The sequence below is a fragment of the Taylorella asinigenitalis ATCC 700933 genome (assembly GCF_000687755.1).
GTDB classification, from domain to species: domain Bacteria; phylum Pseudomonadota; class Gammaproteobacteria; order Burkholderiales; family Burkholderiaceae_B; genus Taylorella; species Taylorella asinigenitalis.
In genome coordinates this window covers 11,570-26,715 of sequence record NZ_JHXN01000008.1, presented here as the reverse complement: position 1 = coordinate 26,715, position 15,146 = coordinate 11,570, and the positions used below count along the sequence as shown (strand labels likewise).

16 protein-coding genes are annotated in these 15,146 nt (G+C 41.2%); 2 read left to right on the top strand and 14 right to left on the bottom strand.

Features of this window, described 5'->3' with window-relative positions:
* Positions 1-94: 94 nt before the first annotated feature.
* Entirely contained in the window at positions 95-421 is a 327-nt protein-coding gene (locus T432_RS0105475) for a helix-turn-helix domain-containing protein (protein ID WP_028884486.1), read from the top strand.
* 113 nt (positions 422-534) lie between these two features.
* Here T432_RS0105475 and T432_RS0105470 read toward each other — a convergent pair whose 3' ends face one another.
* The 9 genes from T432_RS0105470 to T432_RS0105430 form a co-directional block, all read right to left on the bottom strand.
* Positions 535-963 (bottom strand): F0F1 ATP synthase subunit epsilon, encoded by a 429-nt coding sequence (locus tag T432_RS0105470; protein ID WP_014110846.1) that lies wholly within the window; start codon positions 961-963, stop codon positions 535-537.
* Positions 964-978: 15 nt separating this feature from the next.
* The gene (atpD, locus tag T432_RS0105465) at positions 979-2,382 is read right to left on the bottom strand and encodes a F0F1 ATP synthase subunit beta (protein ID WP_028884485.1); all 1,404 of its coding nucleotides are present in this window, start codon (positions 2,380-2,382) and stop codon (positions 979-981) included.
* A gap of 40 nt (positions 2,383-2,422) precedes the next feature.
* Complete coding sequence (gene atpG / locus T432_RS0105460) at positions 2,423-3,331, bottom strand: F0F1 ATP synthase subunit gamma (protein WP_014110844.1); 909 nt, start codon at positions 3,329-3,331, stop codon at positions 2,423-2,425.
* Between the two features lie 13 nt (positions 3,332-3,344).
* Entirely contained in the window at positions 3,345-4,886 is a 1,542-nt protein-coding gene (atpA, locus tag T432_RS0105455) for a F0F1 ATP synthase subunit alpha (protein ID WP_028884484.1), read from the bottom strand.
* 32 nt (positions 4,887-4,918) lie between these two features.
* Complete coding sequence (locus T432_RS0105450; protein ID WP_015551606.1) at positions 4,919-5,461, bottom strand: F0F1 ATP synthase subunit delta; 543 nt, start codon at positions 5,459-5,461, stop codon at positions 4,919-4,921.
* An 11-nt stretch (positions 5,462-5,472) separates the two neighbouring features.
* Positions 5,473-5,943 (bottom strand): F0F1 ATP synthase subunit B, encoded by a 471-nt coding sequence (locus T432_RS0105445; RefSeq protein ID WP_028884483.1) that lies wholly within the window; start codon positions 5,941-5,943, stop codon positions 5,473-5,475.
* 87 nt (positions 5,944-6,030) lie between these two features.
* The gene (gene atpE, locus T432_RS0105440) at positions 6,031-6,273 is read right to left on the bottom strand and encodes a F0F1 ATP synthase subunit C (RefSeq protein ID WP_014110840.1); all 243 of its coding nucleotides are present in this window, start codon (positions 6,271-6,273) and stop codon (positions 6,031-6,033) included.
* A gap of 51 nt (positions 6,274-6,324) precedes the next feature.
* Positions 6,325-7,209 carry a F0F1 ATP synthase subunit A gene (gene atpB, locus T432_RS0105435; protein ID WP_081799300.1) on the bottom strand — a complete coding sequence of 295 codons (885 nt, stop codon included), beginning with the start codon at positions 7,207-7,209 and terminating at the stop codon, positions 6,325-6,327.
* Positions 7,210-7,242: 33 nt separating this feature from the next.
* The gene (locus tag T432_RS0105430; protein ID WP_028884481.1) at positions 7,243-7,653 is read right to left on the bottom strand and encodes an ATP synthase subunit I; all 411 of its coding nucleotides are present in this window, start codon (positions 7,651-7,653) and stop codon (positions 7,243-7,245) included.
* A 102-nt stretch (positions 7,654-7,755) separates the two neighbouring features.
* Here T432_RS0105430 and T432_RS0105425 point away from each other — a divergent pair, with 102 nt between their 5' ends.
* A complete protein-coding gene (locus T432_RS0105425) occupies positions 7,756-9,558 on the top strand; it encodes a M61 family metallopeptidase (protein ID WP_028884480.1) in 1,803 nt (600 codons plus the stop codon).
* Here the strand turns inward: T432_RS0105425 and T432_RS0105420 are convergent.
* The 5 genes from T432_RS0105420 to gpmA are packed head-to-tail and all read right to left on the bottom strand — an operon-like array spanning position 9,514 to position 15,138.
* Positions 9,514-10,485 (bottom strand): TRAP transporter substrate-binding protein, encoded by a 972-nt coding sequence (locus tag T432_RS0105420; protein WP_044971151.1) that lies wholly within the window; start codon positions 10,483-10,485, stop codon positions 9,514-9,516. The genes T432_RS0105425 and T432_RS0105420 overlap by 45 nt on opposite strands.
* Positions 10,485-11,207 carry a HesA/MoeB/ThiF family protein gene (locus T432_RS0105415; protein ID WP_028884478.1) on the bottom strand — a complete coding sequence of 241 codons (723 nt, stop codon included), beginning with the start codon at positions 11,205-11,207 and terminating at the stop codon, positions 10,485-10,487. The genes T432_RS0105420 and T432_RS0105415 overlap by 1 nt, the downstream gene beginning before the upstream one ends.
* A 7-nt stretch (positions 11,208-11,214) precedes the next feature.
* The gene (locus T432_RS0105410; RefSeq protein WP_028884477.1) at positions 11,215-12,798 is read right to left on the bottom strand and encodes a S41 family peptidase; all 1,584 of its coding nucleotides are present in this window, start codon (positions 12,796-12,798) and stop codon (positions 11,215-11,217) included.
* A gap of 1 nt (position 12,799) precedes the next feature.
* Positions 12,800-14,392, bottom strand: coding sequence for a murein hydrolase activator EnvC family protein (locus T432_RS0105405; RefSeq protein ID WP_028884476.1), 1,593 nt, complete (start codon positions 14,390-14,392; stop codon positions 12,800-12,802).
* A complete protein-coding gene (gene gpmA, locus T432_RS0105400; RefSeq protein ID WP_028884475.1) occupies positions 14,392-15,138 on the bottom strand; it encodes a 2,3-diphosphoglycerate-dependent phosphoglycerate mutase in 747 nt (248 codons plus the stop codon). Before gpmA ends, T432_RS0105405 begins: the two co-directional genes overlap by 1 nt.
* Positions 15,139-15,146: the final 8 nt, after the last annotated feature.

Sequence of the window (15,146 nt, the reverse complement as noted above, 5' to 3'; positions counted from 1 at the left end):
ATGCATGGGGAAATTTATCTACTTTATATCTATAGGAAATCTGAGATTAGCAATTTAAAATCCTAATTTATAGAAGGTTTAGTCAGGAGAAATAATGAAAGCCAGTAATTTTGATGTCGACAGCATTTTAAATGCCCTAATACAAGACGATCCTGAACTAAAAAATCACAAAAAAGAATTGAAAGCCTCTTTAATTCAATGCAAGAACAAAGTTTTTGCTAGAAAAACTGTTATTGATAAAAATAGGGTTTCAAATATAAGAAAAAAAGTTGGCCTATCTCAAAGCCAATTTGCAAATCAAATAGGAGTTTCTACAAGTACACTAAAGTCATGGGAACAGGGCCAAAGAAACCCTAGTGGTTGTGCTCTTAAACTTTTAAATTTGATTGAAAAAAGACCTGAAATCATAGATTATTTGTAGACTTAAAGACGAAAATGCATATTATTCTACATTTTCTGCGACAAAAAAAATCAATACACCATAAAAAAACCGCCTTACAATTAGGCGGCCTTTTATAAAACAAAAAGAAAAAATTATTTCTTAACTTTCTCTGTATACACTCTAGCATAATGTGCTTGAGCTGCAAGCATCTCAAGTTCGCGTTCAATAACTGCAATCTCTTCGCGTGAAGTAGCTTTCTTACGAGATTCTTCTGCTTTTTTGCGTGCTTCAAGAGCTTTTTGTTCGTCAAGATCTTCCATACGAACAACAGTATCAGCAAGCACAGTCACAGCAAATGGTTGAACCTCAAGCAAACCACCCGCAACGAACAAAGTCTCCTCAGAGCCATCTTCGCGAGTGATTTTTACTCGACCAGGCTTAACACGAGAGATTAGTGGAGTATGCCCTGGCAATACACCCAACTCTCCAGTCACCCCTGGAAGAACAACCATTTTTGCAGTTCCTGAGAACATGCTCTCTTCCGCACTAACTACGTCAACTTTTAAAGTCTTAGTCGACATAAAATTTCCTTTTAATTAAAGAGTCTTAGCTTTCTCAAAAGCTTCGTCAATCGTACCAACCATATAGAATGCTTGTTCTGGAAGTGAATCGCACTCACCATCTACAATCATCTTGAATCCACGAATTGTTTCGCTAAGTGGAACATATTTACCAGGAGCACCTGTAAATACCTCAGCAACGTGGAACGGCTGCGATAAGAAACGTTGAATTTTACGAGCACGTGCCACAGTTTGCTTATCTTCTGGACTCAATTCATCCATACCTAAGATGGCAATAATATCGCGTAAATCTTTATATCGTTGTAATGTCTGTTGTACCGCACGAGCCACTGTGTAGTGCTCCTCACCCACAACATGTGGATCAAGCTGACGGCTTGAAGAATCAAGCGGGTCAACTGCTGGATAAATACCAAGTGATGCGATATCACGTGAAAGAACCACTGTAGAGTCTAAGTGTAAGAACGTAGTTGCTGGCGATGGGTCAGTCAAGTCATCGGCAGGCACGTAAACCGCTTGGATAGAAGTAATCGAACCAGTTTTAGTTGAAGTAATACGCTCTTGAAGCACACCCATCTCTTCTGCTAGTGTTGGCTGATAACCTACAGCTGAAGGCATACGTCCTAAAAGAGCCGAAACCTCTGTACCAGCAAGTGTGTAACGATAAATATTATCGATGAAAAGTAGAATGTCACGACCTTCATCACGGAATTTTTCAGCCATAGTTAGGCCAGTAAGCGCAACACGTAGACGGTTACCTGGAGGCTCATTCATCTGACCGAACACCATCGCAACTTTATCTAGGACATTAGATTCTTCCATCTCGTGATAGAAGTCATTACCCTCACGAGTACGCTCACCCACACCAGCAAACACAGACAATCCAGAGTGTTGCTTAGCGATATTATTGATAAGCTCCATCATGTTTACGGTTTTACCTACACCCGCACCACCGAATAAACCAACTTTACCGCCTTTAGCGAATGGGCATACAAGGTCAATCACCTTAATACCAGTCTCAAGCAATTCCACTGATGGAGATAATTCATCGAATTTTGGAGCCGCTTGGTGAATGCTGCGTTTTTCTTCATGCTCAATTGGACCAGCCTCATCAATTGGGCGACCTAATACGTCCATGATACGACCTAATGTTCCATTACCCACTGGTACGGAAATAGGTGCATTTGTGCGATCTACTGACATGCCACGGCTAAGACCATCGCTTGAGCCAAGTGCAATAGTACGAACCACACCATCGCCTAGTTGCTGTTGCACTTCAAAAGTTAAACCTTTTTCAGCGTAAGAGGATTCCTCACCCTTGTTATCCAAAACAAGTGCTTCATAAACATTAGGCATATTATCGCGTGGGAATTTGATATCAACCACTGCTCCAATACACTGTACGATGGTACCTTTACTCATTTTATTTCCTTAAATAAACATCGGGCAACGCTTATGCTGATTAAACAGCTGCGGCACCTCCCACGATTTCTGAAATTTCTTTTGTAATTGCTGCTTGACGAGTTTTGTTGTATTCCAACTGAAGCTCGTTAATAACTTTCTTAGCATTATCTGATGCGGCTTTCATAGCGACCATACGTGCAGATTGCTCTGAAGCCATGTTTTCCGCAACAGATTGATAGACCACACCTTCAACATAACGATGCAATAAATCATCGATTACTTCCTGAACATTTGGCTCGAAAATGTAATCCCAACTATATTCTTGCTTAAGCTCTTCCTCTGCCTGAATAGTCCCCACTTCTGTCGCAAACGGATCCTCTAAACCATCTGGCAGCGGCAAAAGTCTAAAGAAAGATGGAACCTGACGCATAGTATTGATGAATTGGCTAGTGGCAATGTACAAGGCATCTATCCTTCCTTCCATATAATCATCAATCTGTACTTTCAAAGCACCAATAAGCAATTCTAAATTTGGTTTGTCGCCTAAATTAACTTGCTCAGAAACAATCTCTACACCAGCTCTTTGTAAAAATCCTATACCTTTACTTCCAAAAGCCGTAGCTTGAATCTCAATATTTTGAGCATTAAATTCTTTAAGACGATTAACCATAAGGCGTGTGATATTGGTATTTAAACCGCCGCACAAGCCTTTATCTGTAGTGATTAGGACAACCCCGACTTTTTTCTGATTTTTACGCTCTTCAAGATAAGCGTGGCTGTAGTCTGGGTTAGTCATCATCATATGCATGGCAATAGTACGAATTTTTTCCGTATATGGACGACCAGCTTTCATGCGATCCTGAGCTTTACGCATCTTAGATGCAGCAACCATCTCCATCGCTTTTGTGATCTTACGAGTATTTTGAACACTCTTTATCTTTTTACGGATTTCCTTAATTCCAGCCATTTAGATTCCTAAATTAGAATGAACTATTTTTCTTAAAGTTGGCAATAGCTTCCTTAAGCTTAGCTTCATTTTCTTTTGTAAGCTCTTTTTTGCTCTCGATATCATCGATAATATCTTTATGAGAACGCTCTAAATGATCTTTTAGAAGTTTCTCGAAATGAAGAACATCTTCAACTTTAATATCATCTAAGTAACCGTTATTTACTGCATATAGAGAAATAGCAAGTTCCCAAACTTTAAGAGGTTGATATTGCGGTTGTTTTAATAATTCAACTACACGTTTACCGCGTTCCAATTGACGACGAGTTGCTTCATCAAGATCTGATGCGAATTGAGAGAATGCTGCCAATTCACGGTACTGAGCCAAGTCAGTACGAATACCACCTGATAGTTTTTTAACTACTTTAGTTTGTGCCGAACCACCCACACGTGATACTGATACACCCGCGTTAATCGCTGGACGAACACCTGCATTAAATAAGTCAGTTTCAAGGAAGATTTGACCGTCCGTAATTGAAATTACGTTTGTAGGTACGAATGCAGATACGTCACCTGCTTGAGTTTCAATGATTGGCAATGCTGTCAATGACCCAGTTTTTCCTGTTACTTCACCTTTAGTAAACTTTTCTACGTAATCTGTATTTACGCGAGCTGCACGTTCTAGAAGACGAGAGTGTAAATAGAAAATATCACCTGGATATGCTTCACGACCAGGTGGACGACGAAGTAGAAGTGATACTTGACGATAGGCCCATGCTTGCTTAGTCAAATCATCATAAATAATTAGTGCATCTTCTCCACGATCTCTGAAGTACTCACCCATAGTGCATCCAGCATATGGAGCAAGATATTGCATAGCAGCAGATTCAGAAGCAGTAGCAGAAACTACAATTGTGTACTCCATAGCACCATGCTCTTCTAGAGTACGAACCACGTTGTTAACTGTAGAAGCTTTTTGACCAACTGCTACATAAATACATTTAACGCCTGTGCCTTTTTGATTAAGGATTGCGTCTACAGCTACAGCAGTTTTACCTGTTTGACGGTCACCAATAATCAACTCACGTTGACCACGACCGATAGGCACCATGGAGTCGATTGATTTAATACCAGTTTGAAGAGGTTGTGACACTGATTGACGATCGATTACACCAGGAGCAACTTTCTCGATTACGTCAGTCATTTGAGCATTAATAGGGCCCTTTCCGTCGATAGGCATACCAAGTGTATTAACCACACGACCTAAAAGTTCAGGACCAACGGGTACTTCAAGAATGCGACCAGTTGTTTTAACTTGGTCACCCTCAGATATACCAATATAGTTACCCAAAATAACGGCACCAACTGAGTCTCTCTCTAAGTTTAGTGCAAGACCGTAAGTGTTATTTGGGAACTCTAACATCTCCCCTTGCATAACATCAGATAAGCCGTGAATACGGGTAATACCATCTGTTACTGAAACTACAGTACCCTGAGTACGTACGTCAGTGGATGCATTAAGACCTTGGATGCGGCTTTGCAATAAATCACTGATTTCTGACGGATTGAGTTGCATTTTATACTCCTGAAACCCTTGTTACTTGGCCACTATTGTGCTGCCAAGGACTCGCGCAAACGCTCCAATTGAGCTTGCACGGATGTGTCTAAAACCTGGTCACCCACTACAACGCGGATGCCACCTATAATTGATTTGTCGATAATAACTTCTGGCTTAAGCTTAGTTCCAAACTTTCTTTCGAGACCGCTTAAAATTTCGTTCAACTGCGAATCGCTTATTTCAAAAGCAGTGATAATCTGAGCTACTGCCGACCCTTCATTCTTGCTTTTTAAAATTTCATATAACTCAGCGATTTCTGGTAGAGCTTCAACCCTATTATTAATGATCAAAACTTCAACAAACTCTTCTAACTCTTTCGGTTTGTCTTGAGTTGAAATTAAATCAAGAAAAACTTTTTTTCTTTGTTCTTTCGAAAGCAAAGGGTCATGAAGCATAGCTACCACATCCTCGTGAGATGCTAGTTGAGCCAATTCTTCCAAAATAGGAGACCAAGTAGATACTGCATTAGTATTTTGTGCAGTTCCATAAATCGCCTCTGCATAAGGTCTAGCTAGTGTTGATAGTTCAGCCATACTTATCCTAATTAAAGCTCAGCTTTGAGTTGATTTAACAAATCAGAATGAGCCTCAGCGTCTACTTCTCTACGCAAGATTTGCTCAGCACCTTTTACTGCTAAATAAGCAACATCATCACGTAACGAATCTTTTAGACGTTGAACTTCTAACTCTGCATCTTGCTTAGCTTGAGCAAGAATGCGTGCACGTTCAGCTTCCGCTTCCTCGCGTGCATCACTAATTATTTGAGCAGATTGCTTCTCTGCTTCAGCTAAACGAGATTGATTATCCGCTTTTGCTGACTGTTCAATTTGAGTGATACGAGCCTGTGCTTGAGCTAAGTCTGATTTACCTTTATCTGCGGCAGCCAAGCCTTCTGCAATCTTTTTACGACGTTCGTCAATAGCTTTAATTAGCGGTGGCCACACAAATTTCATCGTGAACCATGCCAATACAAAGAATACGATCATCTGGAAAAAGAGCGTCGCATTTAAATTCACGGTCGTTTTCCTTTTGCTATATTAGATAGATCATCTATCATACAACTGACCAAGACAATTCATGGTCAGTACTTACAAATCGTGCTATTAAGCACCGAATGGGCTTGCGAATGCAAAAAGCATAGCAATACCAACACCGATTAGGAATGCAGCATCGATAAGACCAGCTAATAGGAACATCTTAGTTTGAAGTGCATTCATAAGCTCAGGTTGGCGAGCAGAAGCTTCTAGGTATTTACCGCCCATGATAGCGATACCAATGCAAGCACCAATAGCACCTAAACCGATGATAAATGCACACGCTAGTGCTACGAAAGCTGAAGTGGTCATAACAACTCCTTGTAGTGATAAACCAATTTAACAGATTAAAAAATAATAAACTTAGTGTCCCTCATGAGCTTGACCAATATAAACTAGAGTCAGCATCATAAAGATAAACGCTTGAAGCAAGATAATCATGATATGGAAAATTGCCCAAACGGATCCAGCCAGAACATGACCAACACCCAATCCAATACTCAATGCATTGAATCCAGTCCATGCACCGCCTAATAAAGCGATCAACATGAATACGAGTTCGCCAGCAAACATGTTTCCGAATAACCGCATGCCTAATGATACAGTTTTAGCAGCATACTCAATAATGTTTAATGCAAAATTTGCTGGAGCTAATAAAATAGCAGTGATACCTTTTGCGTGGAAAGGTGCTGTAAATAATCCGACAATAAAATGACCTAAGCCGTGAATTTTTGCTCCGTAATATAAGGAGAGGAGCAATACACCCATAGACATAGCTAAAGGGATATTTAAATCGGCAGTAGGTAAAATACGGTGATAATACAAAGGACCTGGATGATGGTGATCACCAGCAAGACCTAGCCAGTTATATAATTGACCAGCCAAATCTACAGGCACTAAGTCTAGAGCATTCATTAAAGTAATCCACAGGAAAACAGTAAGAGCTAATGGTGCTACAAACTTGCGAGAGTTTTCATTAGGGATAATGCTTTTAGCCTGATCAGAAACCATCTCAACGACCATTTCAACAGCCGCTTGAAAACGAGAAGGCACACCAGAAGTTGAGCGACGAGCAGCCATGTATAAAAGGCCGATTACGATAAGGCCCATAAGAACGGACCAAAAAATAGAATCGTAATTTATATAGCTGAAGTTAGCGATAGTATCTTGGGGATGCCCAAAATTATTTAAATGTCCTAGATGGTGCTGTATGTACGCTTGCTGTGGTGATGCACCTGCTGCTGCCATCAAAAAACTCCTGCTAAAAAGGCTATATAAGAACTAAAATTTATTCAAAACAATAAGAAGGAAGTATGATTTCATAGTTGCAATTAAGCCAACTAATAAAGGCAACCACATAATAGAATTGCCGAAATTCCGTACAACCAACCACAAAATCATTAAGGTCCCAAAGACCTTAATACCCTCAGCTACAAATAAACCTCCAAATGAAGCCATCCTACCAGAGTAGATGCGTAAAATCATACGCAATACGACAAAAGCTGAAGGTATTAAATAAGCTAATCCTCCTATACATGACCAGTAAGCATGATTCCACGAAGCGAACAATGCGAATAAAGCTGATACTGCAAGGAGGAATATAAGCTGAGATATCACAACCCAGATTAATCCACGTGAAGCTTGTGCATCTAATCTAAGACGCTCCTCGGCCGTGAGTTTATAAGCTTCCAATAGATAAAATCCCTAATGTTTTGCGAACTCAAAACTGACATAAGTATATCTAGTTTTATGTTAAATGTAAAATACAAAAATCGCTTTAATAAAAATAATTTTATGGCTTTTACTGTTTTATATAAGGTTAAACCCCACAAACTTTCCGAGCATCTTTTATCTGTAGAAATGAGCTTTAAAAACCCTCTTCAAGAGGCTCAAACAAAAGAAAATAAATTAGAAATTTATTTCCCCCAATGGACACCTGGCTCCTATATGATAAGAGATTTCTCAAAACACATAATTAATCTTAAACTCAATGGCATTGCCATAGACCCACATTCATATGAACTTAATGCTGCACCCAACGAAGATATAAAAATCACCTATCTTGTATATGCATATGATTTGTCGGTGCGTGCTGCCCATGTGGATGATACGCACGCATTCTTTAATGGCACAAGCTTGTTTTTTGCTATTCGCGGATATGAATATGCTCCCTGCACTCTGGATATCGAAGGGTTCGATGCGAATTGGAAAGTATACACATCCTTGCAACGACATTCGCAAACGCCCGAATTCTCTTGTGGGCGTTATCTTGCGAGGGATTATTTTGAGCTTATCGATAGTCCTGTTGAAATTGGCACCCCACTTACCGTATCTTTTAAAGCTCATGGAGCGGAGCACTTGATGGCGTTTGCGGGGGCATTGCCAAATATAGATTTAGAGAGGATTGCAGCGGATACGAAGAAAATTTGCGAGCGCGAAATTGAGCTGTTCGATCCACAAAATAAGCGAGCTGCGTTTCTGGACACTTCTGAGCGCTACGTGTTTTTGACGCATGTTACGGAAAATTCGTATGGCGGCTTGGAGCATCGTTCGAGTACGGCCTTGATATGTCCGCGGAATACATTGCCAACTAAGAATATGGGCGAGCCTGATGACGGATATGTGCGATTTCTGGGGCTTGTGAGCCATGAGTATTTTCATACGTGGCTTGTGAAGCGGATTGTGCCAGCGGAGCATAAGCGATTGCTACTTGATGGCATGCATCCGATTCATACTTTGTGGATATTTGAAGGGTTTACATCGTATTTTGATGATTTGCTGTTGGCAATGACCTCGCTTATCACCCCTGAAAAATACCTCGAAATCCTATCGAAAACATACAGTGATGTGTTTAGCGTTGCCGGCTATCGCATGCAGTCGACGGCTCAGAGCTCATTTGAGGCGTGGACAAAGTACTACAAACAAGATGAGAATGCGGCCAATAGCATTGTCAGCTATTATGCGAAGGGTGCGTTGGTCGCGTTATGCATCGATTTGCATTTGCGCTCTCAGGGTCATTCTTTAGAGAAGGTACTAAGCCATATCTGGAAAAAATTGGGCGAGAATTTTTACGCACGAGATATTGATGAGCGAGGTGGAATTTTATCTATCGAAAAACCTAGCTGTGGCAATGATTTCAATATCATCGATTTAATCGAGGAAGCAACTGGCATTCATATGTTCGATGAAATAAAAGCGTGGGCGTATGAGGCGGAGGCATTGCCACTAAAAGAGATGTTAGAGAAGTTAGGCCTAAAGTTAAGCACGGAAAAATCAAATGCAGCCACCATGAATGCGAAATTAAAGACAGAATGCGGCCGCATCTTCTTTGCAAACGTATACGCAGACGGGGCGGCGGCCAAAGCAGGCATCTCTGCGAAGGATGAGCTTATCGCAATAGACGGTATCAAAGCGAAAAGCGATAAGTGGGAGGACCTGCTCAAAGGCTATGGCCCCGAAGAATCAGTATCAGTGAGCGTCTTCAGAGGAGATAGGCTTAGAACATACGAAGTCATCCTCGGATCCGAAGCGGACAAAATCAAGATTGAAAACTCAGGGAGTAGCCCGAATTTTTTTGATCAAATCCTCGCCAAATAGCTTGAAATAATAGGGGTCATCTCTGCGTGCATGGGCGGCGAATGACTCTTTATCCACATCTTCGACCACTTCCATGCCCTCTTCTTTTAATTTCGAGAGACCATCAGACTCCATCTTGTCTACAAATGCACGCATCTGCTCAGCCCCAGCTGCTGCGGCTTTCAACAAATCTGCTTTCTGATTCTCATCCAATGATTTATAAAAATGCTCAGAAACAAGAATCAGTGCGGGTGCATAGAAATGGCCCGTCATCGATAAATGCTTTTGATACTGAAAGACTTTTTCAGAGAGCATCACAGCTATTGAATTTTCCTGACCGTCGATTACGCCTTGGCTCATGGCCGATGGCACTTCCGTCCACGACATAGGAGCAGGCGAAAACCCCATGCTTTTAAAAGCACGAATATGAATTGCATTTTGTGTAGTGCGGATTTTGAGGCCGTGTGCATCTTCAAAAACGCGTACGGGATGCTTATTGTTTGTGAGATGCCTAAATCCTTGCTCACCCCAAGCCATTGCCACAATGCCTTCATGACTGATTTGTTTTAGCATCTGCTGACCGATATCGTTATCTAGCACATTGCGGGCGTGCTTCAAATCCCGAAATAAAAATGGCATATCAAATACACCCACTTGCGGAGCAAAATTTTGCAATGCACCCGTCGAGACGATGGCCATATCTAGCGTTCCGAGCTTTAGGCTCTCAATCATGACGCGCTCACTTCCAAGAATGCTATTTGGAAATAACTTTAAGTCTAAACTATTTTTTAGCCCATCTCGCATGCGAGCAGCACTAACACCATAGTGCGATTCATTGTTGAGGGCATATCCAATTTTCACGGACTTTGCATTTTTTGGTAGCACAAATGAATAAAACACTCCTAGGGTGGCAATAACCACGCCTATCACCAATAATCTTATTTTCATTATTTGCACACACTACATCGAGGATTTCGATTTATATTAAGCCGCTCCCACATACTTGTGAAGGCATCGAATTTCAACAGCTGTCCGCAAAGTGTCTGCTCACTGCTACCAACAATAAGCTTAATCGCCTCAAGAGCCTGAAAACTCCCCATTATCCCAAGCAAAGGAGATATCACTCCAAGCGTTGCGCACGATTCACATGGAGCCACGTCGGACGGATCGTAAAGACACGCATAACAAGGAGAATTTTCTTTACGCAAGTCAAATGTCGCAATATGCCCTGTCCATTGCAAAGCCGCCGCAGACACAAGCGGAGTGTCATGTTTAACGCAATACGAATTTATCTCTTGTCTCGTCTTAAAATTATCGGTACAGTCAAGGATTACATCGAATTTGTCCTCTAAAAGACTGTCAGAAAATTTCTTACCGATTTGAGTGATTTTTATCTCAGAATTAATCTTAGAGAGCGACTCTTTAGCCGATACAACTTTTTTGAATCCCACTTCGCTCTCGTTATGCACGATTTGCCTTTGAAGATTCGAGAGATCCACAATATCATCGTCGATTAATACAAGTTCGCCCACACCCGATGCCGCTAAATACATAGATGCTGCAGATCCAAGCCCACCCAATCCTATGATGGCAATGCGTGCGCATCCTATTTTCTCTTGTCCTTCAAAACCGAAGTTATCGAGCATCAAATGTCGAGAATATCTCAACATTTGTTCGTCATTTATTGGTTGGACCATTTATAACGGGTTTACCTTTAAGAAAATTGATGGCCTGCTGAAGTTGGAAATCCTCAGCCGAACCAAATTTAAATGATTTTGCACCTTTAGCAGGTTTGAAATCCGTAGCTTTTGACTTGGATTTAAGAGGCGGAACTATCCCTGATTTTGTATCAGATTCCATCTTAGAATCTTTAGAACTTTCGCTTGAGGTTTTCTCTTTTGGTGCCTCTTTTCCATCATCGTTAGCCGCTTTTTTCTCTAAAATCTTATTAGATTCTTTATCGGACAATTTGTCGTTTTTAAGATGGTCATCTAAATCAGATTCACGTGCAGGCGGAAATAAATCACCATATTCCGTGTCCGTCACTTGAAAATCAGGAGTAATCCCAAGAGCCTGTATTGAACGACCTTTCGGAGTGTAATATCGAGAAGTTGTAAGTTTCATGCCAGTCTCGTCATCGATATTTAACACGATTTGCACAGACCCCTTACCGAAGCTTCGGTTGCCTATAATCTTCGCCCTTTGAAAATCTTGCATCGCACCAGCCACAATCTCGGATGCAGAAGCAGAACCTACATTAATCAAAACCACCATAGGTGCCGTTTTAAGCCATGTCGGGAGTTTAGCCTGATCCACATCCTCCCGTGCCAATGCCTCCGCAAGCATGCTCGCATAATCCTCTACCACCCCATCACGCGATTTCGTAGTTACTATCGGCTTTTCAGTGGCAACGAACAGCTTCGCAATCAACACAGCAGAATTAAGAAGCCCTCCAGGATTATTTCGCACATCTAAAATAATCGCCTTAGGTGCTTTCTCGATTTTTAAAATCGCCTTAGCTAAATCTTCATATGAGTTTTGCTGAAATTGCGAAATCCTGATATAGAGCATATCTTCAATCATATCTGTCTTGATACTATCGATATGAATTAGCTCTCGAGTTATATTGAATTCAAGAGGTTTTTCATTCCCCTTTCGCTCTATAACAAGATTGACTTTTGTGCCTGGTTCTCCGCGAACAGTCTTTACAATTTCGGATAAGGTCATTTTTTCTGTCTCTTGTCCATTTATTTCCGTAATTAAATCCCCTGGCAATAATCCCGCTTTCGACGCAGGTGTATCTTCGATAGGTGTTATTATTTTTATCTTGCCGTTAGATGTACCCATCTCTATTCCAAGACCACCGAACTCACCTTCAGTTTCTTCTTGTAGGTCGGCCATATCCTCTGCATCTAGATAAACGCTATGCGGATCTAAATCATCCATCAGTCCTTTGATAGCAGCATCCACAATCTCACGGTCAGTCATTTTCTCAATATAACGATTGCGTATATTTGCAAATACTAAGGCAAATCTGCGCAACTCCTCATATTTGAGATTTGCTTCTTCTTCGGCTTGCTCCGTGGCTTTTGAGCCAAGTGCGTCATACTGAAGATAATCGAAAGTATTTTTATATTCCTCAGATGTATTCTCGCCCTGCTCCAGCATTTCTGATGGGGCCTTTTGTGCTGGAACTTGTGCCAACACATTAATTTGTGCACCTAGAAAAGTAAACAATAAGAATTTAATAAACAATTTCATATTATTGAGCAAGCCATATTAAAGGGTCGACAGCTTGTGTTCCGCTGCGAATTTCAAAATAGAGTGCAGGTTCAACCTGACCACCAGTCGCTCCAACCTTTGCGATTTGTTGACCAACCTTAACGGTTTGACCAACTGAACTGAGCAAACTCTGATTATATGCATAAACGCTTAAATAGTGATTACCGTGGTCAAGAATTATTAAATTTCCAAAGCCACGAACCCAATTAGAAAACACAACTTGCCCTGAGGCAATAGCTTTCACTGGTGCACCTGCTTGAGCCTTAATCAATATTCCTCTCCAAGAATCTCCAGTATCAGCTCTATTTTGACCAAAATACGCCATAAGCTCACCTCTTATAGGCCATGGAGAATTCTTCTGCAGCCCCGATCCCAATGAAGCATTTCTTTTTGCACTAATACGTTTTTCATCTTCACGGGCTTTTTTAAGTAGTGTTTCTGCCTTCTGAGCCTTATGTTTAGCCAATCTGGCCTTAGCCTCTTCAATTTCTGCATTATCCGCTAATTGACGTGCAGCCGCCTCTGCTATTTCAATTTCACGCAACTGTTCGGCTAATATTCTTTTGCGTTCCTCAGGAGAAGCATTGAAAAACTCAGTCCTTATATGACTAGATTCATTAGAAGTTTCAGCTATTTTTTTGCGTGCTTCCTCAACTTTGCGAGAAGCTTCATCTGCTTGCTTAGCTGCCTCTTTAGCCGAGGAATCAGCCTCTGATGCAAGCTCTTTAGCTTTTTGCACCTCAGTCTGTGCCTTCTTGCGGTTTTCCTCAGCTTGCAAAGCCTGCCTTAAAACTTCCTTCTGCTTTGCTAACTCCGCTTTTCGCAATGCCTCCCGCTCAGCCTGAATTTTCGTCTCAATTCCTTCGATAATTTGACTTAATCGCAAATCATCGTTTTTCAGAGATTTAGCTTCCTTACGTCTTTTTGCTAGAGTTGACTCTACATTAACGAGTTTTTTCTTATATTCCTTTTGCTCTTTCTTAAGGTCTGTCCTTACATTCATTTCCTTGGATTTAGTGGCTGCCAACTCCTTTGAGTACTTATCAATCTTCTCGTGAGTTATGGCAATGCGCGCCAAATTCTGATTAATTTCAGTAATCATGCGGATCTTAGCTCGAGACACAAACGATAGATATCCCATATCACGTGAGATTTTCTGAGCATCGTTTCCCGATAACAGTGTCGCCCATGGCGAAACCTTACTCTTATATTGATCTTGAACTTGAGCGGCCAAGTCATCTTTACGTTTCTCTAAGGCCCGCATCTGCTCTTGCTTTTCAAGATTTAGCTGCTTGAGAATCCCTTCCGTTTCCTTAATTTCTTGCTCGATTTCTTGCAGGTATTTGGTGTGCTCTGAGATTAATTTTTCTGATTTTCGCAGGTCATCTAGGATATCGTCTTTTTGCGACTCCTTGCTCTCAATCTCTTGCTCTAGTTTTTTGATTTTCTCTTGTAGAGCACTGCGTTGTTTTTCGACCTTATCTTGCTGCTTATCTAAATTAGTTTGAGCTGGCAATGCACCCGCAAACAGCCCCGCCATCCCGATACATAACACAGCTCGCACTAATCTCATTACTTGGCCTTTCCTTGAGCAGCAACAGCAGCCACAGCAGCGGCAATGGCCTCCTGATCGCCAAGATAATAATGTTTTATTGGCTTAAGATTCTCGTCTAGCTCATAAACTAGAGGTTGGCCTGTAGGAATATTTAAAGATACGATATCCTCATCACTTATCTGATCCAAATGTTTAATCAATGCACGTAAACTATTTCCGTGGGCTGTGATTAATACACGCTTTCCAGCCTTAATATCCTCGGAGATTTGCTCATTCCATAATGGAATTACGCGTGCGACCGTATCCTTAAGACACTCCGTGCTTGGTAATTGAGAGGCATCTAAATCTTTATATCTTGCGTCAAATTTTGGATGACGCTTATCTTCTGAGTCAATAGGATCGGGTGCAATCGCATATGCCCTTCTCCAAATTAGGACTTGTTCGTCCCCGAATTTTTGGGCAGTCTCCGATTTATTCAAGCCTTGCAGATTCCCATAGTGACGCTCATTCAGTCTCCACGACTTTACTACTGGCAAATGCAAGCTATCCATCTCATCTAAAGCAATCCATAGTGTGCGAATAGCCCTTTTTAATACTGATGTGTAGGCAATGTCAAAGTCAAACCCCTCAGCTTTCAGTAAGGCTCCTGCTTCTTTCGCTTGCTGACGACCTGTGTCGGTGAGATCTACATCAGCCCATCCCGTAAAACGGTTTTCTAGGTTCCACTGACTCTCACCATGACGCATTAAAACTAATTTATACATAAGCTGTC

What these genes read in the sequence shown, in the direction of transcription:
- gpmA (WP_028884475.1), bottom strand. Translation starts at nt 15,138, where the DNA reads ATGTATAAATTAGTTTTAATGCGTCATGGTGAGAGTCAGTGGAACCTA.
- atpG (WP_014110844.1), bottom strand. Translation starts at nt 3,331, where the DNA reads ATGGCTGGAATTAAGGAAATCCGTAAAAAGATAAAGAGTGTTCAAAAT.
- T432_RS0105425 (WP_028884480.1), top strand. Translation starts at nt 7,756, where the DNA reads ATGGCTTTTACTGTTTTATATAAGGTTAAACCCCACAAACTTTCCGAG.
- T432_RS0105450 (WP_015551606.1), bottom strand. Translation starts at nt 5,461, where the DNA reads ATGGCTGAACTATCAACACTAGCTAGACCTTATGCAGAGGCGATTTAT.
- atpD (WP_028884485.1), bottom strand. Translation starts at nt 2,382, where the DNA reads ATGAGTAAAGGTACCATCGTACAGTGTATTGGAGCAGTGGTTGATATC.
- T432_RS0105420 (WP_044971151.1), bottom strand. Translation starts at nt 10,485, where the DNA reads ATGAAAATAAGATTATTGGTGATAGGCGTGGTTATTGCCACCCTAGGA.
- atpB (WP_081799300.1), bottom strand. Translation starts at nt 7,209, where the DNA reads ATGGCAGCAGCAGGTGCATCACCACAGCAAGCGTACATACAGCACCAT.
- T432_RS0105415 (WP_028884478.1), bottom strand. Translation starts at nt 11,207, where the DNA reads ATGTTGAGATATTCTCGACATTTGATGCTCGATAACTTCGGTTTTGAA.
- T432_RS0105475 (WP_028884486.1), top strand. Translation starts at nt 95, where the DNA reads ATGAAAGCCAGTAATTTTGATGTCGACAGCATTTTAAATGCCCTAATA.
- atpE (WP_014110840.1), bottom strand. Translation starts at nt 6,273, where the DNA reads ATGACCACTTCAGCTTTCGTAGCACTAGCGTGTGCATTTATCATCGGT.
- T432_RS0105470 (WP_014110846.1), bottom strand. Translation starts at nt 963, where the DNA reads ATGTCGACTAAGACTTTAAAAGTTGACGTAGTTAGTGCGGAAGAGAGC.
- T432_RS0105405 (WP_028884476.1), bottom strand. Translation starts at nt 14,392, where the DNA reads ATGAGATTAGTGCGAGCTGTGTTATGTATCGGGATGGCGGGGCTGTTT.
- atpA (WP_028884484.1), bottom strand. Translation starts at nt 4,886, where the DNA reads ATGCAACTCAATCCGTCAGAAATCAGTGATTTATTGCAAAGCCGCATC.
- T432_RS0105410 (WP_028884477.1), bottom strand. Translation starts at nt 12,798, where the DNA reads ATGAAATTGTTTATTAAATTCTTATTGTTTACTTTTCTAGGTGCACAA.